A 24,499-nucleotide genomic window follows, 5' to 3' on the forward strand; every position below is an offset into this window, starting at 1 on the left:
TCAATTAAAAAGTTACGTTTAGATTAAAGCCAAAGGTTCTTGTAGAAGGCATCGATACCCCTTCAATACCTTGAAGATTGCCTGTTGATAAAGCAATTGCCGATGGATCAACATGTGGAATATTCGACTTCATAAGCCATAAATTCCGACCTGTCAAGGCAACTCGAACACTTTGCAATCTCAATTTCTCTACAAAAGATTTAGGCAAGTTGTAGCCAAGGTTTACCTCTCTTAGATAAATATAACTCGCGTCATATACATTCTCAGCAGCAATTCTTTGTCCACCATTTGCATTAAAGTGCGTATATGCATCAATTGAAACATCATTAGGGGTACCGTCTTCTTTAACGCCAGGTACGATAATTCCATTTTCTCTGATACCATTTGCAGCGGTCTCTTCAAAAAGACCCGATGATTTACCGAACAGGTTCGTAATTGAGAAAACATCTCCACCTGATTGAAAATCAAAGTTTACGCCTAAAGAAAAGGCTTTGTAGCTAAATGTATTCATAAAGCCTCCGGTAAAATCTGGCAAAATGCTTCCAATTTTTTCTACACCATTACTTACTTTATACAATCCATTTGGTAATACAACCTTATCGCCGTTTTCGTCGTACACGAAATTAGTTCCCATGATACTTCCGTAGGATTCGCCTTCTTCAGCATTAATGGTAGCAATAAAAGGTGCTGTTCCTATTGTTAGATTGGTCACTCTTTCACCAGTTACCGGATCGGTATACAGCTCTATAAGTTTATTAACGTTTCTTGCAATGTTGAAAGTTGCATCCCAAGTGAAACCACCGCTTGTCTTAATTGGAGTACCGTAAATAGCCAATTCTAGACCTTTATTTTGCATTTTTCCGGCATTAATAATTCTGCTGGAATATCCGGAAGTCGGTGAAATCGCCAACGGAATAATTTGGTCTTTTGCCGTTTTATGGTAGGCTGAAAAGTCAAATCCAAAACGGTTGTCAAACATGCGCATCTCTAAACCGGCCTCGTATTCAACCGCCGTTTCAGGCTTCAGGTTTGGATTATTGAGTTGCAATGGACGCGTATAGCTTGGATTGTCGCCAATACTTTGATCCGGTTCAAAGATATTCAGCAGACGATAAGGGTCCGTATCGTTACCTACTTTAGCTGCTCCGAAACGCAACTTTCCAAAGTTTAACCAACCGGAGTCACGCATTGATCCCAATTCTGAGAAAACGAATGAGGCAGATGCTGCCGGATAAAAGAATGAATTATTATTAGCAGGCAAAGTTGAAGACCAGTCGTTTCTTCCGGTAAGATCTAAGTAAATAAAATCTTTATAACCGAATGAGGCACTGGCGAACACCGAATTCATCCGGTTTTGAAACAATTGTTCAATGAGTAAGGCTGGAGATGTAGAGTTACGCAAATTGAAAAAGTCTTTTACGTTTAATCCGCCTACTGTTTGTCCACCATTGATACGATACTGATTTTCCCTTCTGTTAACACCCGCCATCGCATTTACACTGAAATCGTTAAATGTCTTATTGTAGCTAATTCTGGCTTCGAAGTTCTCTTCTTTATTGAAACGTTCGTAGTGGGAGTAAAATGGCACGGCATTGGATCCAAAGGCGATCCGCTCTTGACGTATATCGGTATAAAAATCAGTCATCGCTTTGGCACTTACCTTCAATTCATCCGTGATGTCATAAGTTAAGCCAAAAACACCATAGAACCGATCCCTTCCATCATTCTGGTAGTTTTTATAACGTGTCCAATACGGGTTGTCAGTGTAATTCGCTGCAGGATCGTCGTATGCTCTTCTGTTCCATGTACGTTGAGAACCATCAGGATTTTCATAGTTCCGCATATGTTCAATATCCCAGCTGCGCTGTCCAAAGTTGTTGAACTGTTGCATAACGTTAGCGCCGTCATACCCGGTTCCCGGACGACCGGTTGCTTTTGTTCCAGCGTAATTAGCACTCAAATCCGCATGAAGGCGGGGAGAGAAATTGTAATTACCATTAAAGGAAATGTTATTCTTTTCGAATTTAGAGTTAGGTAGTATAAAGTTCTGGCTCAAATTCGTATAAGCAACGCGAAAACTTCCTTGATCATTAGCACCGTCCAACGCGACGTTATTTGTATAGGTCATGCCTGTTTCAAAAAAATCGCGTACGTTATTGGGGTGTGCCACCCAAGGAGCACTTACACCAGCCTCATCACCTTCAAACGACCAATAGTGTCTTACAAGCAGATTAGGATCGAATTTCGGTCCCCAAGATTCGTCTCTCGCATAATCTACCAATAAATCGTAACGTTCGCCATTTTCATCTTGATAAGTTCCATTTGGTGTATATAGTCTTTGAAAAGGTTGTGGTCCGCCAAGTTCATCATCCCAAGCTCCTCCTCCATATTGATTTTGGTAGTCAGGCAACTTATAGACCTTATCCATCTGCGCATTAAAATTGTAAGAAACACCCAAGCCTTTCTTCTTAGAGCCTTTCTTTGTGGTAATTAAAATGACCCCGTTTAGTGCCCTACTACCATATAGTGCTGTTGCTGCAGCTCCTTTTAATACGGAATAGCTTTCTATATCATCTGGATTGATGTCTTGAATGGTATTTCCATAATCATAACCACCGGCACCGCGCGCTTGGTTTGTTCCTGGCTTACCCGTTGTAGCGCTTATTGGAGCAAAGTTCGAATTGTCCATAGGAATACCGTCTACCACAAAAAGCGGATTGTTATTTCCTGTAATGGAACTAATACCACGAATGCTGATTTTAGCAGATCCACCCATGTTACCACTACCTCCTACAACTTGTACCCCTGCTACTTTACCATTTAAGTTGTTCACAAAGTTTGTTTGCTTTGTTTGGGAAACATCTTCACCTTTAATCTCTTGAACGGAATAACCAAGGGATTTTTTTTGGCGCGATATACCTAATGCAGTTACAACAACCTCATTCAGCTGCGCAGCATCTTCCGAAAGGACCACATTATAAGTATTCGACTGCGTTAGGTTAATAACTTGTTTAGTGTATCCAATGTAAGATACGGTGATGGAACTTGCTCCGTCGGGTACATTCAGGCTAAAATTACCATCTGCATTGGTTTGTGTACCGGTAGTTGTACCCGTGACAATCACGGACACTGCAGGTAAAGCTTCTCCTGCTGAAGAAGTCACCTTTCCTCTAATCGTTCTCTCCTGCGCATAAGCCACTCCCAAGAGCAGAAATGACGCCAGAAAAAAACTTAGTAGTTTTTGTTTCATGTGTTTGATTTTAGTTAAAATATAAAATAGGGTATTATAAGCAATTAAATAAAAGAGAAAAGATTGGCTGAATAGAATCTATTCACCTGGTTTAATAATAAGTACGTATGCCCTCGCTTGGGTATCCATTTCCTCTATCGTAAGTACTTCTTTTTGTATCCTCAGTAAACCTTCTTATGTTCTTTGGAAGTACATAAAAGATTCGTCTATTCGCTTGTAGCTAACAAGCTTTAATATTAGCTAGATGTTAAAAAATGTTAAATTCAACCGCAAATATTCCTTCTATTTTAAAATTTTCAAAAAAAATAAAAAAATGTTACAAAAAATGTGGCTCAGAAACATTAGAACAATATTAGAAGTCTCAATTGTAACATTTTGGCAATTTCTCTTTATCGCTTGATTTATTGAATCTTCGACAGAAAACGTCATAGCAAAAAATGCCTCCCTTGCGGAAGGCATTTCAAATTTACAACAGCTAATTGACGCTTAATTCACATCCCAGAAAACTTTATGAACCACATCATCTCCTCCTAATTTTGAGGCCGCAGCGTCTACGTTGGTACCATTCAGTGTACGTTCGCTCACCGGATAAGTGAGTCGGTTAGGTATAATGCCTGGGTCCACCGCCCGGAACGCAGGCTCCAGCTGAGGGTAATCAAGCCTTTTCCATTCTACCCAGGCATCATAACCTCGGTTATATAAAGCTAACCACTTTTGAACGCCAATCTTTTCTTTCCAATCACCCGAAGCGCTAGCATAAGCAACCGCTGGCTGCGCTAAATAGTTCGCTACATCGCGGTCGTCTCCACCCCAATAGGTGATAGATGCTTCAATCGCTTTGTTATAATGCTCGCTTGGTGTGCCTCCGATGCCCCATCGGGCAGCAGCTTCCGCTAAAATGAACTCTACTTCTGAATAATCGAGTAGCAGCGCTTCGAAATCAGGGGCAATTACTTTATCACTTGGCTTGGAGTTCGTTGAATATTGATTACTGGACCCAATTCCTCCACCAACATATTCACCATTAACGGTAGTAAAGAAGAACGGGCGCCTTGGATCTTCCAAGCTATTCAATACATTAACAAACGGTCCTCCAGCTACGTAATCTTGCCGCGAAGTAAACTGAGAATTCAAATTATTGGAAACCGGATTATTATTAGGCGAGGCCGAAACATAGGCAAAGGCGGCATTGTCTGCATTGCTCGTAAAAGCAGCTGCTGCTGAAGCTGTGATGATTTCACGTGCCCTGAGCTCGTCCACATCAGCAAGAGTTATGGCCATTTTTAGTTTTAAGCTATGCGCAAACTTCAGCCAAGCGGCCATGTCACCACCATACAATAAATCTGCACTGCCAAAACCTTCTCCACTCGGGTCTATCATGGCTATCGCCGCATCCAATCTATTCAGTAAATCGCCGTAAATCGTGGCTGCATCATCGTATTTTGGTTGGCCGATATCGGAAAGAGCCTCTGTATAAGGTACATCTCCCCATGTATTGACGAGCACCGTCCAGGCATAAACAGAAGTAATTTCAATAGCAGCTATTTGATTATTCCGTTGAACGTCTTCAATTTCCGTATCCTCGGTTGCATAAGTCTTTGCTTGCTTTAGATCATGTAAAACTTCTTGATAAAGCGGCTCCCAAAAATTTTCAGGAATATTTCGGGTAACAAAGTTATATCGAGGCTCGTCTTGGTATGTCGTGGCAGTCCATTGCTGAATCCAAAACCGAAACACATTGATATTAACGCTCGGAGAAGTTACATCATCCGTAAGTTCTTTCAGTGCATTACTGAAGAGTGGCGCCTGCGAAACTTCTGCAGGATTTTTCTGATCGACATTATAGTCGTCCAGGTTTTTTGCGCACGAAGCTAACAAAACTAGGGGCGCAATATATAAGAATATTCTTTTCATCTGTATACGATCTTAATATTATTAGAACCTCATTCGAACATTAAATCCAAAATTCCGAACAGCAGGGTACACCCCACTTTGAATACCCTGTAAGTTACCGGAGCTTAAGCCCCCTTCGGGATCTGCATAAGGTACATTACTATGAATTAACCAAAGGTTTCTGCCCACTAAAGAAAAGTCAATCCCTTTGAAGAAATTGGTATTGGCCAGCCACCTATTAGGTAAGCTATAGGTAAGCGAAACTTCTCTAAGTTTAATATATCCCGCGTCGTAAATAAATCCCGCTTGCGGATTATTGGCATAACCATAAGGTGTTACAGAATTGTCATAGGCTTCTACGCGGGTTGCGTTGGGAGAGCCGTCGGGATTAACCCCTGGCAACACAACGCCACCTCCTTGACTGATTGGTAAACGCTTTGGATTGCCTAAATCGTTCAATCCAGCCGTTTCGGGATAGATCCCGGTCGACATTCCGTAATATTGATCCAATGAGAATAAACTACCGCCTTTTTTAATATCGATTAAGAAGGACAATGAAAAATCCTTATACTTAAAGTTGTTTTGAATACCGCCCAACCAGTCGGGATTAATATTGCCTAGCACTCGATCCGGACCGGAAGTAAGATAGTAACCATCTTCGCCAACTATGCGATAGTCCGGGTCACCATGATGTCCATCGAGATATAGATAATCAACCCCTCTTAAAGGGTGATCTCAACACTCATCACTCCTCATTCAACACTCACTTTACAGCACGTTCCCAATGCTAATTACAAAAGCATACAGCAAAGCCAAAAAAGAAACCCAAGTAAACACCAACCTTCTGCCAAGAGAGCAACGATTTAAAGTTGCGTTCAAAATGCTCGGCGGCATATTCCCCTAAGAACGGCCAATGCCTGTGAAGCACCCATAAACAGAGCTGCACAAAACTTAATACAGCTACCGCAGCTACTAAAATCGCACTCAACACCCCGTAATCAATAGGCGCTGCCGTAACATCCACTAACCGGATGAGCGGTTGATAAGCGATATAAGCCAAGATACTGGCTATTAAAAGAGTTGTTAAAAGATATTTTCTATAAATGATGATAAAATTTTCCATGATATTCTTTTTTATTTATCTTCTTCTTCTGCAAAAAGAAGCAAAACTCGCAAGCTGCAAAATTTTTCTACAACGTTTCTGCATTTACATTTAGCTGGTAGCTACCTGAAAACTTTGGAGGCTGACATGATAATGCATATGATTGTCTTTACCTTCGACAGTTAAGCTGACGTCATCCTTTTATCTTAATCAACTTAATTCGTTAATTAAAAGCAAGGCGGCAATAGCCGCCCTACCCGATTTTCACCCTAGGAAACGGTTAGCGTTCCGAGGTATTGACTAGTCGAAGCCAGCTTACCATCGCGATGCAAGGCGAAGCCCCAAGCGTGCAGCACATCACCTGAATAGTTGATGGAAATCGCTACACTGAAGGTGCCATCCGCTCTGGATGCTTCATCATAGATCATGTACATCCGTTTTGATTGATTGTAAATCACCAGCAAAACCGCATCATCAGCAAAGGCATTATACTTATTCGTATCCGTTTGCCACGTGAAGGAAAGTTCACCCGGATTAGCCTCTACATAACCTAACCCTGGAAGCGGATTGATGGAACCGCGGCTCAATTCCATCTTTGAAAAATCGACTTCAAAATCAGGATACTCCCCTATAATAGCGTTGTTGAAAAAAGCACGTACCGCCATGTTATAGCCCGAACTTTTCGCCTGTTGCTGATCGCTGAAACCAATATTCAAGATGTCCTTTAAAGGACGCAAATATTGCGAGCTGATAGCAAACTTCGTGCGATGCGCAATTTGCGCTTCGGAAGCACCCTTTTTAGTGATCTTAGGCAAACTACGCAAGTAATTGATACTCCGCCAGCTGCTTCCTACCACACTTCCTACCTTTCCGGAGAATGCGCCATTGGCGCCTTTAACATATCTTCCCATGATTGAAAAAATTAAAATGAAACATTCTGTTAAGGATGAGCTTCAATACCGGTATTTTTTCATCCACGGTTCAAACATAAAAGCGCACTGAGCAATGCAACGATTTTTGAACCATCTTGCCCCTCATTGATTTCCATTGACCCTATTTGACCCAGATCTATTGTTCTTTTATGCCGGTTAAAGTGATAAGTTACCATCTCTTATCCTTAAGCAGCCCCCCACGCTACCTCCCGGGTAAGCAAAGGGTAAGCGCAAGGTAAAGGAAGGGTATAGTTTGGGTAACTATAAGGTAAACAAAAGGTAAACGAAGGGTAATCAAAAACTAAGGCAATACTAAAGTCATCAAAGAAAAAAAGGACGAAAAACGACACTAGCATGGCCAAATGGAAGAAGTGGGTTATTACCTTTGCAGGTACGATGGAAAATAAAGACAACAACGGTGCGCTTATTTGGCTTATATGCCAACAGATTTCGGTCAGTACCTGTAAGTAAAGGTCACACATCTAAAAAACTTGATCTTTACCGGGAACGGCCCCGTTGCTTATGTGGCAACTCCTTAAGCAACGCTAAATTATATTGATGGCAGTTTCTGCCAATTATAGGAACAGCCACGTTTAAAAGAAAGGACAAGATTAAATCTTGCCCTTTCTTTTACTCTCCCAGAGTGCTTGTTGTAAATCCTCTTTATAGAACACATCCCCACCACCCAAACGCATAGGTTTTAACAAGCCTTCCCTCACGCGCCTTTTATAGGTACTATCACTGATATTAAGATAAGCAAGTACCTCCTGTTTCGTCATGAGCGTGGAGTCAGTATTATGCTTAGAGCCATAACTCATGCTCTGCTCCTTCAAGTGTTGCATAATCCGCAACTGTTCATCAGCGATTTCAACTAAGGTTTGTAAAGCCTGTCGCTCGGCAAGCACATTAATAGATTGGCGAATTAACTCTAGCAATTGAATGATACGATCGAACTGTGTCATGTTTTAGCTGTTTAGGCCGGTGTTATTGGTTTGGACCCAGTATCCAAGCAGCAAAATCATTAAACTCAATTGAATACTCCCGTATTACCGGTAGGTTAATAATGGCGACCAATTTAATAATTATAAAATTAAAACGCAGTCAAATCAAAAAAGTGAACAAAATGAGCTAGGATGACATCGGCGTTTTGCGCAAGGCATACAACTTTGCTTCGAAAGATTTCCGAAAATTTCGGTTCAGCCTATACTTATCCATCGTCAAAAACTCACTTCTCCCTTCCTTTTCCAGCGTCTTATCCACATCAGATTCGAGATATTGCAATACCTTTAACGCTGTCGGTTTATACCGTATCTCGCTAAAGTTCTCGTTTTCATAAACTGTAAGCGCCACTTGTCGCAGGTTAATAATGCACCAGCGATTACTTTTGGCAAAAAAGCGGAGATCCAACATCGCTAACATTTCGTTCAAGGTGTTATCTATCTGAACAACCTTTCCCGTTTTTAGCAAAATGACCCCTACCTTATCCCACCGTATAATACAGATAATGTCTTTGGTAACAACCACCGTTTTCCTTCTGCCATTGTTTACGTTGATCTCGTTGTGATAGCCCTGCCTTTTGGCCCGGTTCGCATCGAGTAGCGCTAATCGGTTCCGCCTAGCCGATCTTCGCCTTTCTATCCTATACAAGTACCAAAGCATGTAACCCATGTTAAGCCCGGTAATAACCGACGTCGCCATGGGAAATTCAATCTGAAAATATTTCCGTTTGAAGATGTTTTTACCGTAGGCAGCATAATAAATACTGTAATAAGTTGCTAAAAATAAACAGGGTATCAATACACCGTAGCAGAATTGCTTCTTGATACGTGCCGACTGATAACCTCTCCGATGGAATTTTAGATCCAGCACATAACTCAGGCCTTGTATATAAAAAGCGATTATCAGTGCCGGCAAAAAACTCCAGGCAGCCGCTATCAAAAAGCGTTCATTCTGTAAAGCTTCCCAAGGCGAACGGGACTGTTGCATGTAGGTAAAAAACAGCGCAGCTAATAAGGCTATGGGCGGTAAACATAACCAAGGCAAATAGGTAACAGCTTTCTTTCCTTTCCATAAAAACACCGCCAGTTGCTTGTTCGTGTTCATGTAAGGCTAAATTTCGGTTTTTAAAAAGTGAAATTATAAACATAAGAATAAATAATAAAACAGCCAAGAAAGCACTATAAAGGCCGAAATCCTGTAACTCGCGAGTTACAGAAAAAATAATCATTTTACACCTAACTTTACCGGCAAAGGTTGGCCAACCCATTTATTAACACAAAATCTTTTTACAATGACAAGAAAAACTTTCAACAATGAAGGAGTACAACTCCTCTTAGCCGACATTTACCAACTACCCATTGCTGACTATCAAGAGGAGTTGTATAGCATACAATCCGACTTCCGCACTTGGCTATTTTTACATTTTGATTTTACCGATCGGCAAGCCTCCTATCTTCACCAACTCAATACAGACTACCTCTACCTGTTAGGTCAAGAAGTGAGCAAAGCTATAGAGAACCAAAGCCCCATCATGTTGCAGAAGCAGGAACCGGCAGATGATGACGGAGGAGAAGGCAAAGTAATTGAAACCAATTACGTGCGGCAAAGCGCCTTCAATCTTGATGATGGTTTACGCAGCATTTCCAGCCTAATCATTAATATCCGTTATGATCGTGATTAAGATGTAGGCATAACCAAGGCTCCCGCCGTCTACCGCTGTTTTGGACCCCAGCGGTAGTGGCGGATTGCCGATTAACCTTAGAAAACGATATGGAGAGATTTTTTACTTTTTGGTCGCATTATATGGACATTCCTCCCGACGCACGCGAATATATATTCAATCACGCGCGGATTAATCGTTACAGGCCAAAAGTTTTCAGCTATCCGGATGATCCAAAACCCTATTGGTGTTTTGTTCTTGATGGTTTGGCCGCCAATGTTTACGATACGGTCAATCGACATGGAATTATTCGTTATCTGATCACTCCTAACGCCCATTTTACCGGCACAGAACATCCCTTTACTAAAAAAGGAGGCGATATTTACATCGAGCTGCTAAAACCCACCACCCTATTTATGTTGCGAAACAACTTTGCCTTGGAAGCACAACAACGCTTTCCGGCTGTGTCAGAATTATTTCACATACTGAAACAACATCAAATCAATAATCTACGCAAGCATCTACAGGTTTTTCAGCAAAGGCGAATCGTTGACAAATACCGTTATATGGCAGAACAATTACCAGACGTAATAAAACACACTAACAATAGACAGCAAGCCCGATTTTTGCAAATCAGCGAGAGTTCACTTTACGAAGCAAAAAAAAGCTATCTTTTTGAGTCGCTCCGACACAAATAATATCATTTTCTCCAATAGCTCCGGAGACTTTTTCATTCCCAATATCCTGAAATTAGCATTAGTTCCATTACCGGCCGGCTGCCGATCAAAAAGATAATGTAGGGCTCATCGGCAGCCCGCCGGTTAAAAAGAAAGGAGAAATAAAAAATGAAAAAGTACAAGATGGTCATCATAAACGTTGCAAGCTTTTTATTGATTGTAATGTTTGCCTGTTTCCTTTATGATCAGTTACGTCATTTCGAGCAGTTTCAGTCAAAAATGCAACGGCAAGTTTTTAGCCCGGCATTGTCTAGCGTACTGAGCTATATAGTACCATCGGTGCTTATTATTACCATTATCCTTCTGGTATTTCCGGAAAAGAGATTCTTTGGTTTACTCGGCGCCGGCCTTTTGATGTTTCTTTTTACAACTTATGTGAGTGCTGTACTGCTGGGGCTATTTAATGACCGGCCCTGCGCTTGTATATCTGTTGTCAAAGATATCAGCTGGGAAGGACAGTTATATTTCAATATCGCCTTTTTGCTTATCGCTGCTATCGGCTTTTCAACATACTGTGTCCATAAACAAAATACCAACGATATAATCTATGCCGACCGGAAGGGTGAAGGGGCCGGCATAGGTTGTTAATTCATCATTCACCCCCCACTTAATTCTTAAATTATGAAGAATTACTTCTTAGGAGCAGGTGCACTTGCCTTCGCCGTAACGCTGATGTCGTTTACAGCAGAAGAACCACGGGCGGCTGAACAATCTCAAGAATTGAACTGGTATATCCGTGATAATGCCGGTAACTATTCTGAAGACATGCAGAACGAGCATGAAGATTGTAACCCAACCGGCCCAACAATCTGTGCACTTGGTTTTACCGAGCCGCAGAATCCAGCTGAGCTGGATGATTCATCTGCAAGCGAGGCCCAGGATGTCGTTTACAAGGCCAATCCTTAGTGTGCTCCGTACCTGTCGGCGGCCGTCTTGCCAGGCAAGAGCGGCCGCTTTTTTATCGTTCATTCTGCGGCATATCCGGATGGAAGGCAATCACTTCATTGGGTATCGGATACGTATATCGCGGATCGTTAGGCAATAGCCTATAGGTTTCGCCCCCAACAACACGTTCAATGCTTATCGCTCTACCTTCCAGATTTAAGCGCCTCAAATCCGACCAGCGTAAACCACGGAACAGCAATTCTTTTTTACGTTCTTCCAGTACCTGTGCCAGTGTTTCTTCCGGTGTACTTGCTGTATAAGGTTGAAAAGCCACATTTTTGTCCCATCGGGCCACCTTCAACCGGTTCAGATCGCTCAAAGCCTGTCCGGTGTTACCCAATCTTGCGGCTGCTTCGGCTCGGATTAGGTAGACTTCGTCATTTGCTAAACCTGCAAAATTATATTCTCTGCCATCATAGCTACCTTTGAAGCTCATCCCATTTTGTTCCTGATTAAAAAACACCTTTTTTCGTAAATCATACTCATCATAGGAAGCATATAAAACACTGTCTACACGGGCAAAAGTTGGGCGGAAAGGATAGGACATCAACGGGCGGCTGATCATGTTACACGAAAATATCACTTCACTGTGTTCCTGACTGCCACCCACAAATGGATAAGGAAGTTCGGAATTGACTTCGTTATAGTTAAGCAAATTACCCATAAGCTGCAAACAACTATCCGCATAGGCATAGGCCGATTCATATTCCTGCATAATCAAATACGTCCTGGCAAGTAAAGCAAAAGTTGCCGGTTTAGAAGGCCGTGTCTTCACTTGAACGTCATCGGTTAACAGGTCTTTCGCCGTTGATAAATCACTAAGGATAAGATTGTATGTCTCTTGCAATGTAGCTCTTTTAATCGGCTCGTTTAGATCTGCCTCTAACCGCAATGGAAGCCCCCATTTACCTGTTACATTCCCTTTGTGATACGGAGGGGCAAAGATCTGTGCCAACTGAAAATAGGCATGCGCTCGATGAAATAGCGCCTGTCCCTTCACCGTATTGTATTGCCGCTTGTCTACCGAAGTAAATGATATATCTTCCAATCCATTCAGCACGACATTGGCAGAAAAAATCACCAGATACGGATAATCCCAGTCGTACACGGCGTCGCCAACATAAGGCTTTGCTGCCCATAAGTAATAATTCTGAATCTGAGGCTGCAGTGTTCCACTAAAATCTGCATCCGTCACATAATAACTGTCCGACGCTGCCTCGCCTATGCCCGGTACCGGGCGCGGGCGGTACTGCCCACGCCATTCATTTCGATATCCCGATCCAATATGGCCTGAAAATCGTCCAAAGTTGTCGGCACAATCTGCGATCGATTAGGGTTCTCGCTCAAAAATTCAGATTTACTGCATCCCATTAAAAGCAAGAGGCAAGCGATTATATATAAATTACTCATCTGTCTAGATTTTACAAGGTTAAGTTCATCCCCAAAGCAAAGCTGCCAGCCGTTCTGGGCACGTTGTTGAAATAAGGATCAATATGGCGATTGTTGGCCGCCCACAACATCGGCAAATTGGCAGCATATACAAAAACCCGCATGGACTGAAAGGGCAATTTCTTAGTTCGCCGGAAGGTATAGGAGAGGTTTACATCTTCTAGCCGGATATGGTCCCCTTTAAGTATATGTACCGAAGCATATCGATACACATTGTCTCGATTGACATTTACCGGATAAATCATTGCGGGCACGTGCGTAAACCTTTCATCGCCCGGTTGCTGCCAGCGCAAAGCATAGTCACCATGCCCGTCCCAACCTCCTACAATAGCATTATTGATTACCGTAGGCACCCGGAAGTAATAACCAAACTTGTAACTGATATTAAAAGAGAGGGTAAATTGCCTAAAAGAAAACGTGTTCCGAAGCGCACCATAATGCACGGGTTGTACCGGGCCGTGGTATTTCAGTTCATCCAGGGTCGTGTTGTTATAGATAGCATTATAGTCCATGCTCAACTCCCCATTGAGGTAACTGCGCGGTGCACCTGTTTGCGGGTCAAGACCTGCCCAGGGAAAGCTATAAGCTGTATAAAGCGGCATCCCGACGATGGGTTGTACTGCTGTTAAAGCAGTCAGATAGCTCCGCCCGACATTGCTTACAGGCATCAGATATTCCGTTACTTTATTAACCGCATAACTGTAAATCAAACTAGTTTGCCAGCGCAGCGACCTATCCAAGTTCAAACTGTTCAGCTGTATATCCCAACCCCTACCTTTCATACTGGCCACATTGGCAAAAACTGACGAGAAACCCAAGGTGGGGTCTGTAGGCGTTTGAGCCAACAGGTCGGTCGCTGTTTTATCATAATATTCTATACTACCTGATAAAACATTCCCTTTCAAACTAAAATCCAAACCCAGGTTCAGCATCTTAACCCGTTCCCAGCGCAACCGGTCATTCGGCGGCCTCACTACGGTAGCTGTCGGGTAGCGATGCGTGGTACCACCGGAATAGAGATAGGCTGTAGTTAAGGCGGATGCAGCTCTTGAAATATTACCATTCACCCCATAGGTTACACGGGGGTTAAGTGCCGGCAGCCAATCCCACGTGTACCAAGCCTCCCGATCGACCTGCCATTTCGCACCGAGCGACCAAAGCGGTGTGCCACGCATGTTGCTGGATACCCCAAAAAGATTTGCCTCATCCTTTCGCATACTGGCAGAGAAGGTATATTTGCTATCATACGTATAGGCCCCATTGGCATATAAAGAAAAGAAATTATCCGTCAATCCGGTTAGGCCATTGGTACCGGAGGGGATACGCGAATTACCCGTCGACACCGTTAGCGGATAGGTATTCACAAAATCAACATTTACATTAAAAGCATTGTACTGTGGGCGGTATCCATAATAAAAATAGCTCATTCCGTCCGTCTGCTTGCTTCTAATTTCCACTCCGGCAATCGCATCCACATGGTGCCTATCGTGCCAGGATTTGGTAAAGTTAAGCTGCGCACGCCCTTGGTGACTTCGGGTTGCATTGTCTGCTGTCTGGAGCATACCGCCCAATGGAACTGGATAGGTGATGCTACCCGTAACAGGATTGATCTGTGTAAATCGATTAATACGATTCCGTGCAGTAAAAGACTGCTCGTCCGTAGCCGTTTGATCTTTTTGCTGTTGGTATTGGTACTGATAAAGTATCTCGGCCTGTAAACCCTTTAAAATTTCATAACGTGCCGTACCATTTACCAAAATATCCCGGATATTATTCGTCGTACGTTGTAGACCGATCTCATCGTATGGCCTAAAATTCCAGTCGAGGAAATTCCCGGCACCCGCTGTATCAATAAAGCCCTTACGGTAATAACTATGAACAGGTAAGGCCAAACCATGCTCATCTACCAAACGGGTATAAGGGCTTAACCCATTCAGGCCATAACCGATACTTGTGTTCATGGCCGGGTTATCACCTACCTGCTCTTTTGATTGAATGTACTGCATCGTTGCTTGCAGTTGCAGTTTATCGGTTAAACGGTAAGTGCCGGCGCTACGTAGCGATACCCGCTCGTTATGTTGCCCCACCAGATTTGAACGGTTGGCATCATAACCTGCCGAGAAAAAATAGGTCAATTTATCCTGCGCGCCACTGATATTCAGGTTATACTGTTGATTGATGCTGTTTTGATAAAAATATCGTTCAATATCCCTACGGGCGTCTTGCTGCCGTAGCCTATTTAAAGCAGCTGCTAAATCTGCTTCATTGGCAATCATCAGCTCAACGGCCTCCGGTATGGCATTTACCCGCCGTGCTAAGGTATTGCCTAATTTAGCACCATCATAGTAACCCTGTTCAAATAAGCGTTGCTCCCAATCGATCCTATCGGCACTGCTCATCCAAGATACATTGTAGACATCAGGTTTCGCTTGTAACGTTACGTTGGTATTCAATTCAATGCGCGGCTTAGCCGTTTTCCCCTTCTTCGTTGTAATCACGATAACGCCATTGGCCGCCCTTGCTCCCCAAATAGAAGCGGCAGCCGCATCTTTCAATAAACTCACACTTTCGATATCATTGGGATTGATATTAGCCAGGTCACCATCATAAGGGAAATCATTCAGTACAACCAAAGGTTGGGCATCTGCTGTGATGGTACTCCTTCCGCGGATCAGGAAAGGATCTGTCTCAGCCGCATCGCCCTTGTTAAATTGCAGGCCCGGGCTCAGGTTTTCCAGCCGCGTTAAAAAATCAGGCGAAACGCTTCTATTCAGTAGTTCATTATCAATCAGATCAAAACTACCGGTAGCGCGCTCTTTCGGTATGCGTTGGTAACCTGTGCTCACCACCGCCACCTCGTCAAGCACGGCCGTTTGCGCTTGCAGCTTTATGCGTAAAAGTTCATGCGGGCTGGCGATCCTCAACTTAAAAGGCGCATAGCCTACCAAACTGACGCGGATGGTATCAGGCAGTGAAACACCTATAGAGAAGCGACCATAGCTATCCGTCAATACCGTAGTGTTGCTGCGTTCGGCACGGAGCGTTACACCCTCAAGTGCCGTACTGCTCAGACTGTCAAGCACCACGCCTCTTACAATTTCCTGCTGTGCAGCAGCCTTGTATATAGTAGCCAAATAAATTGATAAAAATAAAATCCAGAACTTCATAGGGGTTTAGGTTTGTAAATTAATTGCGGTTATCACTCAAAATAAACATCGGTATTTCTCGCTGCTGCAACACCAATATCAAGCCGTTAGCAGCCAGCGCATCTTTCAATTTGTGTATATCCTTTTTCAACACGGACACAGGGTCCGGCAAGCGAATCCGCTTATCGGGTGCGCATTCGCTTAAAATATAGGCAGCTCAGGATACCATTGTGGAGCGTAATTCAATTGACGCAACAGTCTATTTAATGGCATCCCATCATTTTCCGCTAAACCCTTTCCATTGCCTGTTTCCTTTATTGCGCAAACCGCTCGCTTTATCGATTTCCAATGGCCGTGAAGACCAAAGGCTGTATTCAGATCATGCACCGCATATTGTTGAATTGATTGACCATCCGCCTGCCGGGGCAGCAGTAGTTGATATGCGTATAGATTTTCCTTTTTAAAATCACGGTTTAACACCTTTGCCGAATCGATCGTTTCTATCAATATCCGATTGTAATCACAGGCCAGTGCCGCACGATAGATATCCACAATAGGTCTGTTGAATTGGTAAAACACCTGTGTATCCGCTTTTATATGATGGCCGGAACCACCCGTACCTTCAATAAAGCCGGTAAGAGCAGAACGCTTCCATATTTTGGCACCTTGCTCCGCGGCATAGCGATCAATAGGTACGAACGGGTTTCGGGCCAGATCGCGCTTCTCTTTTAAAACGGGTGCAGTAGAGTGTAATGCCTTCTGTATATTTTGGCGGTTAACTCTTCACTTGCCGTTACCGCATAAACATACCCATCCTTTATCCACACATAGTGCGGAATAAAGCGGTGCGGAAAATACTTTTTAAAGATTTCGCCTTTAATGATGGAAGGTAGTTTCCATTTATTCCGTTGCATGGTGGGCAAAGCGGTGGCAGCATTCTCATAGGTTAAAGGCAAAACCTGTAACACCTGTTGAAACTGCTCTTGCATATCCTCAACTTTCGGTATGGCTGCTAAGCAATTGCTGCACCACGTGGCCCAAAAATCCAGTATAATGAGTTTGCCCTTGTAATCGCTCAGTTTTACTGTAATACTTCCCTCCTGCCCTGCTTTTACCATTTGTAAGGGCAAATTCCACAGCGCTTCCGGAATACTATCCCCTATTTTCAATGGCTTTATAGAATCTGTGGATAAAGCCACGCCGTAGGCAGCCTCCGGGGAGGAGGACTGCCGGGCGTGTGCCAAACAAACACAGAACAAGACGTTTAAGGCTGTAAGGTATATGGTGTAGGGTTTAAGGGTGCGCGAGGCCCGCTTACACAACAAGTCAAAAAACCTATCTCTCGAAGGTATAGCACCTCGCGTTAAAGCAGATGCATTTCGCCCAAATTTCTTTACATTTCGCCCTTTGTTGACCGCAGTGGGCATAGCATTCGCTGCATCTCGCCTTTCGTCGAATGCAGGTTGCACCCATTTCCTTACCAGTTGGGGTGGCTTTCTTACATTTTGCAACGGTTTTTCTGAAGGTCGCCTATCATTTGATGTGCTAGCCCCAAAACGTCGTTTGTCCCTATTGGCGGTCGTTCGTCCCAGAACACTACTACAAATTGGTAGTTGGTCCCTAATTTCTGCAGTTCGTCCCCGCCAAATTGTATTTCGCCCCTCCGTACCTGTATTTCGCCCTCTGTTGACTGCATTTCGCCCTCTGTTGACTGCTTTTGGCATAGCATTCTTTGCATCTCGCCATTGAGCAATTGCATTTCGCTTATCACTAAATGCATTTCGCCCCTGCCAAATTGTATTTTGCCCCTTCGTACCTGCATTTCGCCCTCTGTTGACTGCATTTGGCATAACATTCGCTGCATCCCGCCTTTCGTCGAATGCAGGTCGCACCCATTTCCCTACCAATTGCGCTAGCTTTCCTGTAATCTGCGGCGCTTTTTCTACAGGTCGTCCCAACCTTAAATTGACGCCTTTCCTAAAGATCCTACGGAAAGGTCTCGAAGGAATATCTGCTCGACAGCTAATAACTGGCCTCCAAAATTTAGGATAGCACAGGCTAAATAGCTGCAGTAACTTACACAGAAATTTTTCAATGACGTGTTTATTACTATAGGCATTGAAGCTTGCTTTGCAGGTTGCAGCCAGGAGGTTATGAAGATGTGTCTGCTTTAATAGGCCTTCATGAGCTCGGAGCATAGCTCCTCGGTTTGGGGTACCTTTTTGCGCGACCTCGAGCCAATTGGCGAGAAGCTTGAGTGCCTTAAAAATGAACTCTTTACGAAAAAAAAGGTACAAAAAGAAAATTCGTCCCTATTAACGGTCGTTCGTCCCGGAACAGTACTGTAAATTGGTAGTTGGTCCCTAATTTCTGTATTTCGTCCCCGCCAAATTGTATTTTGCCCCTCCGTACCTGCATTTCGCCCTCTATTGACTGCTTTTCGCATAGCATTCGCTGCATCTCGCCTTTCGTCGAATGCAGGTCGCCCCCCTTTCCCTACCAGTTGCGCCAGTTTCCTTGTAATCTGCGGCTCTTTTTCTGCAAGTCGCCTATCATTTGATGTGCTAGCCCCAAAACGTCGTTTGTCCCTGCTAACGGTTGTTCGTCCCAGAACACTACTACAAATTGGTAGTTTGTCCATGAATATTGCAGTTCGTCCCAACAAATACTGAAAAGCACAGAACCAAGCGGTTGAAATCGAAAAATCTAAAATTGTATTTCGTCCCCGCCAAATTGCATTTTGCCCCTCCGTACCTGCATTTTGTCCCCTTTTTACTGCATTTGGCATACCTTTCGTTGCATCTCGCCATTGAGCAATTGCAGGTCGCCATATTTTATTCGCATTTCGCTCACCGTTAAATGCATTTCGCCCCTTCCAAATTGTATTTTGCCCCTTCATACCTGCATTTCGCCCTCTATTGACTGCATTTGGCACACCTTTCGTTGCATCTCGCCATTGAGCACATGCAGGTCGCACCCATTTCCCTACCAGTTGCGCTAGCTTTTCTGTAATCCGCGGCGCTTTTTCTGCAAGTCGTCCTGACGAGCACCAACAGACTTTGGCTAATAAGTTCTTTCTTTTTTTCTTATTTCTCTTTATAAACAGTGCTTTAGCTAATGGCTTAAAGTCAAAAGCTGATTCTGTCTGTAAAAAAATCAGCAAAATCATTTTGCTTATAGGATTATAAACTTTAAATTTGAGACAAAACGGCCCCATAAGGTCACTAAACCTCATTTTCTTTTAGATTTAGGTAATGAAAAAATTAAATTAAAAGACAATTCTTATCCCTTACCGATTTGATTAAAACGGTTTAAAAGATAAGATTGAAAAGGTTTTTACCAATTATGTAGGCGCCGTAATGATAAGTATAATAGGATTTTGAAGTGACTTTGCAAGCGCGCGAGGTGCTTGGCAAAAATAGCTTGCGGGATTTTTAGTTGGTTGGTTGTCGGTCTTCGTTTTCATAATGTTTGGCTATGATAAACGATGTACTTGGAAAGTTTGGAGAAGTGGCTTATTGGTAAAACAATAGAGCGAGCCTCCAAGCTTTGCACGTGGCGCCGTCAAGAGCCGCTATAACCGAAGTCATAGTTCCACAAAGACTGACAGGAAGCTCGCTCCACTGAATAGTATGCGAAGATACAAAATCCAATGGAAAGCGAACCCTGTGTCTACTTACGTGGAAATTTGACGGCTTTCGTGCGTAAGTGACATCGTTATGAAGTGGCCTAAAAGCCTCTTCTTTTATTGTCGCTATTCTAATTAACTAACGCAAATATAGGATTAAAAATCCATATATGGAAATATTTTAACCAAAAATGGAAAAAATCGAGAAAGAAATAACTCTTTTTGGGAAGTACCTGAAGAAAATCAAAGCCAGTCAGTCCAAAATAGCGGATGTTATAGGTATTAAATCCAAGAGGATTTCGCTTCTCTCGACTGAGGAAACTGCTTCACCATATGCTGACGAGTTTTACAAGATAATTTACATAGCGAATCATCAGGCTGGCTTAGAGGAAGAAAGTTTCTATGAAGCCATTGACGAAATATTTCCGAATCTTCCACAAATAGATTTGTTAGCTGAATTTAAAGATCTTTCTCCAGAAGCTCAGCTATTTAAAAAATATACTCAGAAACAAGGAGACATTGAAGAAAAACTTGGAATAGCCCCTGGAAAAATCAGCAAATATTTTGGCAATAAAAATAAACGAGCGCTCGCTATAGAAATAATTTCCTTTGCTAAAGGAATGGCATTGGATATACTGGAAGTTTTTAAGGCAGTTTACGGAAAAATCGGTGAAATCGAATGCAATCCATTACCGAGCCCTGCGGTTTTGAACGAGCGGGTTAACAACATCTATCAATATATAGACGCATACAATCAATCTGACGTTCTCAACATGATTACAAATATGGCGGATACCATAGTTTTTGTTAACATCACAAACAACCAGCCAACCATGCAATTGGAGGGAATTGATGAATTTAAGAAACAGGCAACTGAAGCCATTTCTTATTTTTCTCATAGACAGCAGACGATTATATCTATGACACATAGGCCGAACTCTACAGAAATCATAGTCGATTATAAGGCAATAGCGGCTGTAGATTTTCCGAATGAAATCAAAAAAGGAGACGAAATAAAACTAAGAGGAAAATCTATTTTAAATTCTCACAAGAGGGAAAAATAATAGAGTTGAGGGATGTAAGCTAAATAAAAAAGAGGTTTAAGAAAATGGGGACTGTGAGGAAATCAGCTATAAATTAATAGGGACGAGAGATTGAATCAATAATAAAGCAAAAAGCATGGCACTACTAACCTTCATAGACTTGAGTTCTCGGCAAATATTTTTTGTGTTGCCTTTAGTTATTGCATGTGTCTACACTGTATACAACTGCATTACGAATCCCAATCTTACTAGTAAGGAGCGCCTAATCTGGTTACTAGCTATCTTACTCTTTCCGGTAGTGGGATGTGTGTTTTATTTATTTTTAAACAAAGATCGCCGTGCCCCACGGAAAGTGATGAGGAAATAGAGTTTGTAAACTAAACCTAAACCAATGACCAAAACTAAATCAGACGAAAGCTTAATCATCCCTGAAGAACTGGTGATGAATCAGATCTATTATATCCGCGATCAAAAAGTGATGCTGGACAGGGATTTGGCGGAATTGTACGGAGTGGAGACAAAGGTATTAAATCAGGCGGTTCGTCGTAATATCGACAGGTTTCCTGAGGATTTCATGTTTGAACTATCACTAAAAGAATATGAATCTTTAAGGTCACAATTTGTGACCTTAAAGACAAGAGGCGCCCATAGTAAATATCTTCCCCATGTTTTCACTGAGCAGGGCGTTGCTATGCTCTCAAGCGTATTAAACAGTAAACTGGCTATACAAGTAAATATCCAAATCATAAGGGTATTTACCAAGCTTAGACAAGCATTAGCTGACAATACGGACCTACGGCTAGAGATCGAGTATATCAAAAATGAGTTGGAAAAACAAAGCCGCACACAGGAGAGTCAGAATAAAAATATTGACCTTATATTTTCTTACATAGATCGCCTTCAAGAAAAAATTGAAACAAAACCATCTACGGATAAGAAAAGAATTGGATATGAGATAACTGGAAATAAATGATTATGATACTAGAATCAGCTATATTATATGTAAAACCTGAATTACAGGAACAGTTTGAAAAAGATTTTCAAACAGCAGGGCAATATATTAGCTCGATTAAGGGATACATCAGGCACTCGCTGTCCAAATGCATCGAGCAACCAGACAAGTATCTTCTATTAGTAGAATGGGAAACTTTAGAAGACCATACTATTGGCTTCCGCGAATCGCCACAGTATCTTGAGTGGAAAAAACTGTTGCACCATTATTATGACCCTTTTCCCATAGTAGAGCATTATACAAGCATAATTTCAAAAAATAAAAATTAGCATATCTAAATATACGGACCAAAATCATCCGAATTTAAAATTAATACATGAGTTCTTCCGCATATATGCAAGCAACGAAGTAGACCAACTAGGTACTGTTTTAGCAGAAGATATCAGGTGGCATTTCCGGGGAAGGCTACAAAAAGATATCTAACTATTATGCTATTACTAGGCAGTTTGATAGGTTTGCTTTCACGTAAAAAGTCGTACGCTAATATATAGATACTTGTTAAAAATTGAACTTTTTTTTGCATTTTGCAGAAATTTTTATTTTCATAGAGTAAATGTCTACAGAAAGATTTGAGTTTAAAATCAAGAGTGGAAGCGATGGAGCCTCTACAGACTTAAGTGCCTTAACTCTTAAAGAGTCTCGCGCGTTACTTGTGCTCTTAGAAGCAATGACTTCAATTGTAGAACTAACATCTAATAATAATTTGAAAATAAAAATTGAACGCGGTTCCGCGGTTGTAGCGACAGAAAGTGACAATCTCGGAATACTTTACGACGAGCTGGATGAGGTTATAAATAATAATTCATTTAATCCAGAGTTGGTAGAATCATATAGAAAAGTTCAGGATTTATTTTATGCTAACGGAATTACCTATGAAGCAACGTTAAGGACGAAGAAAGGCATTATTGACGTTTATAACAAATTCAGGTCGGCTAAACGGTTTAGAACAAAAAGTGTTAAAAGAGACCCAACTACAAAATTAGTTTTTTTAAAAGGGAAACTGTTAGAAGTTGGAGGGATGAAACCAAATTTTCACATTTTGAAAAGTAACCAAGAAAGGCTGAAAATATCTTGTAGCGAATCCGACGCTACTAGAGTCAATTCTTTCTTGTACAAGGATGTTTTTATTTCTGCTTGGAAAGTAACGAAGCCGGGCTACCCTGTAATTTATAAATTCTGTGATCACTATAAAGATGAAAATAGGTTTGAGCATTTTGATAAGTTTATTAATGCAAGTATCAAATCATCTCATCTAGATTATCTCAGGCGTATAAACGAAGAAGCTAAAATGTATCTAAAGAGTAACGAGCTGTTAGTTATGCGCTCGTTCTTGAAGTTATTTGCGGATGAGTCGACGGATAACAGTATTCTAAAAACATTGCTTATCATAACAAAATCATTTGCCGAAAAGGAAAATATTTCCGACATCCGAGAGAATATAAAATCAATTCTTGAAAAGAAGCGGGGATCTAAACTTATCTAACGAATAAAATGACTCTTAATATAGATTCAATAAAAGAGAGGATTTACAAATCGAATAATCACTCTGTTGAAACCGACTTCGTCGCGGCGGCAATTAAATATGACTTAAAAAACAATAGGGCTACGCATGCAGGTATCGTAATTTGTTTGGAAGGGGACCTTTCCATTTTTCATTACAATGGTACGCAGATTTTATTTGAGCAAATGGATCCAGACAATGGTACATTGATAAAATATTTGACTTTATTGATGAGTATGAGGTTCCATCTTTTTATATACATTGTGAGGAGATAAAACGAGACGCGAATCCATCATACGGCTTCAATTATAATGGTTCGTATTTCGATCAGGGAAGATATTATTCTGAAATTGAGGATTTTCAATTTATGACGTGTGTGGGATTTTGCCTAAACGTAATAACGGGAGCCATAGAAGGAAAATCATATATTTTGCATGAGGAATGGGAGTTACCCGATCATGAAAAAGACGACTATTTTCAAGAGCATATGGACAGTCTTATGAATTCTATACCAGTAGAAAAGAGGGCTTTTCTAAAGAAGAATCAAAGACGAATTTATCCTATTGACTATTTTACTTCTTCTTTCGTAAACGAAATTCCGATCAGTAAAAAGAGTATTGATGAATTAAATCCTTTGGTTGAGCAAGCAATAAAGGACGAAGTCGTCAAAGACTAATTTATTCCTTAATCGGAGAAAGAGAATCAACAGCCCGAGATTAGATGACTGATTATTAAAAAATCAAATTCAAACGCAAACCATACAGCTCGTTTTTAAAACATATAGTCAATAATACTCTTTATATAACTATAAGCCTTATCAAAAAGGACCTGATCCTTATGCAGCGGATATTTTAACAACGCCTTTCTCAATGATTTTGGTATTTCTCTTTCACCTGAAACCGTTTTTTGCCAACCGGGAAATCTCACCACACGTATTGATACTCGGCACCTGATGTCAGTGGTTACCAGAAACGACCGTTACGAGCCAGATCAGTCAACGTCGGGTCATCGACATAGTGAACCAATTACCTGTTTAGAGGTGCCAGTATGAACGGAACGAGGTTGTAATACAGGATAGTTCCTTGATCTCTACTGGTCTTAATTTACGAAAAATATTTGCGATATTCCCGCTCCGCGTTTTTTAAAAGTGTCTTTGCCTCTGCATAAGCATTATCTAGCTCAAAATCTTCATAAGTCTTAAG

24 protein-coding genes are annotated in these 24,499 nt (G+C 41.8%); 11 read left to right on the forward strand and 13 right to left on the reverse strand.

Annotated features, from left to right (window positions below; all coding sequences use genetic code 11):
* Positions 1-4: 4 nt before the first annotated feature.
* From QT327_RS25900 to QT327_RS25930, 7 genes are all read right to left on the reverse strand, one after another.
* A complete protein-coding gene (locus tag QT327_RS25900; RefSeq protein ID WP_289554254.1) occupies positions 5-3,250 on the reverse strand; it encodes a SusC/RagA family TonB-linked outer membrane protein in 3,246 nt (1,081 codons plus the stop codon).
* Between the two features lie 486 nt (positions 3,251-3,736).
* Positions 3,737-5,164, reverse strand: coding sequence for a SusD/RagB family nutrient-binding outer membrane lipoprotein (locus tag QT327_RS25905; protein WP_289554255.1), 1,428 nt, complete (start codon positions 5,162-5,164; stop codon positions 3,737-3,739).
* Between the two features lie 21 nt (positions 5,165-5,185).
* Positions 5,186-5,767 (reverse strand): hypothetical protein, encoded by a 582-nt coding sequence (locus QT327_RS25910; RefSeq protein WP_289554256.1) that lies wholly within the window; start codon positions 5,765-5,767, stop codon positions 5,186-5,188.
* A gap of 163 nt (positions 5,768-5,930) precedes the next feature.
* A complete protein-coding gene (locus QT327_RS25915) occupies positions 5,931-6,266 on the reverse strand; it encodes a hypothetical protein (protein WP_289554257.1) in 336 nt (111 codons plus the stop codon).
* A 248-nt stretch (positions 6,267-6,514) separates the two neighbouring features.
* On the reverse strand, positions 6,515-7,156 hold the full coding sequence (locus QT327_RS25920) for a DUF6266 family protein (protein ID WP_130855007.1): 642 nt from the start codon (positions 7,154-7,156) through the stop codon (positions 6,515-6,517).
* Positions 7,157-7,788: 632 nt separating this feature from the next.
* Positions 7,789-8,139: a helix-turn-helix transcriptional regulator gene (locus tag QT327_RS25925; protein WP_289554258.1), complete on the reverse strand. Its 351-nt coding sequence runs from the start codon at positions 8,137-8,139 to the stop codon at positions 7,789-7,791.
* 166 nt (positions 8,140-8,305) lie between these two features.
* Positions 8,306-9,280 carry a hypothetical protein gene (locus QT327_RS25930; RefSeq protein WP_289554259.1) on the reverse strand — a complete coding sequence of 325 codons (975 nt, stop codon included), beginning with the start codon at positions 9,278-9,280 and terminating at the stop codon, positions 8,306-8,308.
* 187 nt (positions 9,281-9,467) lie between these two features.
* Here QT327_RS25930 and QT327_RS25935 point away from each other — a divergent pair, with 187 nt between their 5' ends.
* From QT327_RS25935 to QT327_RS25950, 4 genes are all read left to right on the forward strand, one after another.
* Positions 9,468-9,857, forward strand: a complete 390-nt coding sequence (locus QT327_RS25935) for a hypothetical protein (RefSeq protein ID WP_289554260.1) — start codon at positions 9,468-9,470, stop codon at positions 9,855-9,857.
* Positions 9,858-9,946: 89 nt separating this feature from the next.
* Positions 9,947-10,534, forward strand: coding sequence for a cyclic nucleotide-binding domain-containing protein (locus QT327_RS25940; protein WP_289554261.1), 588 nt, complete (start codon positions 9,947-9,949; stop codon positions 10,532-10,534).
* A 147-nt stretch (positions 10,535-10,681) separates the two neighbouring features.
* Entirely contained in the window at positions 10,682-11,161 is a 480-nt protein-coding gene (locus QT327_RS25945; RefSeq protein ID WP_289554262.1) for a MauE/DoxX family redox-associated membrane protein, read from the forward strand.
* A gap of 33 nt (positions 11,162-11,194) precedes the next feature.
* The gene (locus QT327_RS25950) at positions 11,195-11,479 is read left to right on the forward strand and encodes a hypothetical protein (RefSeq protein WP_289554263.1); all 285 of its coding nucleotides are present in this window, start codon (positions 11,195-11,197) and stop codon (positions 11,477-11,479) included.
* A gap of 52 nt (positions 11,480-11,531) precedes the next feature.
* Here QT327_RS25950 and QT327_RS25955 read toward each other — a convergent pair whose 3' ends face one another.
* The 4 genes from QT327_RS25955 to QT327_RS25970 all read right to left on the reverse strand — a co-directional run bounded on the left by QT327_RS25955 (position 11,532) and on the right by QT327_RS25970 (position 16,665).
* Complete coding sequence (locus QT327_RS25955) at positions 11,532-12,713, reverse strand: RagB/SusD family nutrient uptake outer membrane protein (RefSeq protein ID WP_289554264.1); 1,182 nt, start codon at positions 12,711-12,713, stop codon at positions 11,532-11,534.
* Between the two features lie 26 nt (positions 12,714-12,739).
* Positions 12,740-12,928 (reverse strand): hypothetical protein, encoded by a 189-nt coding sequence (locus tag QT327_RS25960; RefSeq protein WP_289554265.1) that lies wholly within the window; start codon positions 12,926-12,928, stop codon positions 12,740-12,742.
* An 11-nt stretch (positions 12,929-12,939) separates the two neighbouring features.
* Positions 12,940-16,134, reverse strand: coding sequence for a SusC/RagA family TonB-linked outer membrane protein (locus QT327_RS25965; RefSeq protein ID WP_289554266.1), 3,195 nt, complete (start codon positions 16,132-16,134; stop codon positions 12,940-12,942).
* Positions 16,135-16,314: 180 nt separating this feature from the next.
* Positions 16,315-16,665 carry a hypothetical protein gene (locus tag QT327_RS25970; protein WP_289554267.1) on the reverse strand — a complete coding sequence of 117 codons (351 nt, stop codon included), beginning with the start codon at positions 16,663-16,665 and terminating at the stop codon, positions 16,315-16,317.
* Between the two features lie 45 nt (positions 16,666-16,710).
* Between QT327_RS25970 and QT327_RS25975 the strand changes: the two genes are divergently transcribed.
* Positions 16,711-16,845: a hypothetical protein gene (locus QT327_RS25975; RefSeq protein ID WP_289554268.1), complete on the forward strand. Its 135-nt coding sequence runs from the start codon at positions 16,711-16,713 to the stop codon at positions 16,843-16,845.
* Here QT327_RS25975 and QT327_RS25980 read toward each other — a convergent pair.
* Together QT327_RS25980 and QT327_RS25985 are read right to left on the reverse strand one after the other, a co-directional pair.
* Positions 16,842-18,311: a TlpA family protein disulfide reductase gene (locus QT327_RS25980; RefSeq protein ID WP_289554269.1), complete on the reverse strand. Its 1,470-nt coding sequence runs from the start codon at positions 18,309-18,311 to the stop codon at positions 16,842-16,844. The two genes, QT327_RS25975 and QT327_RS25980, sit on opposite strands and share 4 nt — an antisense overlap.
* A complete protein-coding gene (locus QT327_RS25985) occupies positions 18,284-19,282 on the reverse strand; it encodes a hypothetical protein (protein WP_289554270.1) in 999 nt (332 codons plus the stop codon). Before QT327_RS25985 ends, QT327_RS25980 begins: the two co-directional genes overlap by 28 nt.
* Before the next feature lie 650 nt (positions 19,283-19,932).
* On the opposite strand from QT327_RS25985, the gene QT327_RS25990 reads away from it, so the two are divergent.
* From QT327_RS25990 to QT327_RS26010, 6 genes are all read left to right on the forward strand, one after another.
* Entirely contained in the window at positions 19,933-20,805 is an 873-nt protein-coding gene (locus tag QT327_RS25990; RefSeq protein WP_289554271.1) for a hypothetical protein, read from the forward strand.
* Between the two features lie 115 nt (positions 20,806-20,920).
* Positions 20,921-21,151, forward strand: a complete 231-nt coding sequence (locus tag QT327_RS28415; RefSeq protein WP_354004801.1) for a PLDc N-terminal domain-containing protein — start codon at positions 20,921-20,923, stop codon at positions 21,149-21,151.
* A 24-nt stretch (positions 21,152-21,175) separates the two neighbouring features.
* Complete coding sequence (locus QT327_RS25995; RefSeq protein ID WP_289554272.1) at positions 21,176-21,757, forward strand: ORF6N domain-containing protein; 582 nt, start codon at positions 21,176-21,178, stop codon at positions 21,755-21,757.
* Positions 21,758-21,759: 2 nt separating this feature from the next.
* On the forward strand, positions 21,760-22,065 hold the full coding sequence (locus QT327_RS26000; protein WP_289554273.1) for an antibiotic biosynthesis monooxygenase family protein: 306 nt from the start codon (positions 21,760-21,762) through the stop codon (positions 22,063-22,065).
* 284 nt (positions 22,066-22,349) lie between these two features.
* Positions 22,350-23,279, forward strand: a complete 930-nt coding sequence (locus QT327_RS26005; protein WP_289554274.1) for a hypothetical protein — start codon at positions 22,350-22,352, stop codon at positions 23,277-23,279.
* A 394-nt stretch (positions 23,280-23,673) separates the two neighbouring features.
* Positions 23,674-23,973 (forward strand): hypothetical protein, encoded by a 300-nt coding sequence (locus QT327_RS26010; RefSeq protein WP_289554275.1) that lies wholly within the window; start codon positions 23,674-23,676, stop codon positions 23,971-23,973.
* The last annotated feature ends 526 nt before the right edge of the window (positions 23,974-24,499 follow it).

Origin of the sequence: Olivibacter sp. 47 (assembly GCF_030372825.1) — a bacterium.
GTDB lineage: Bacteria > Bacteroidota > Bacteroidia > Sphingobacteriales > Sphingobacteriaceae > Olivibacter > Olivibacter oleidegradans.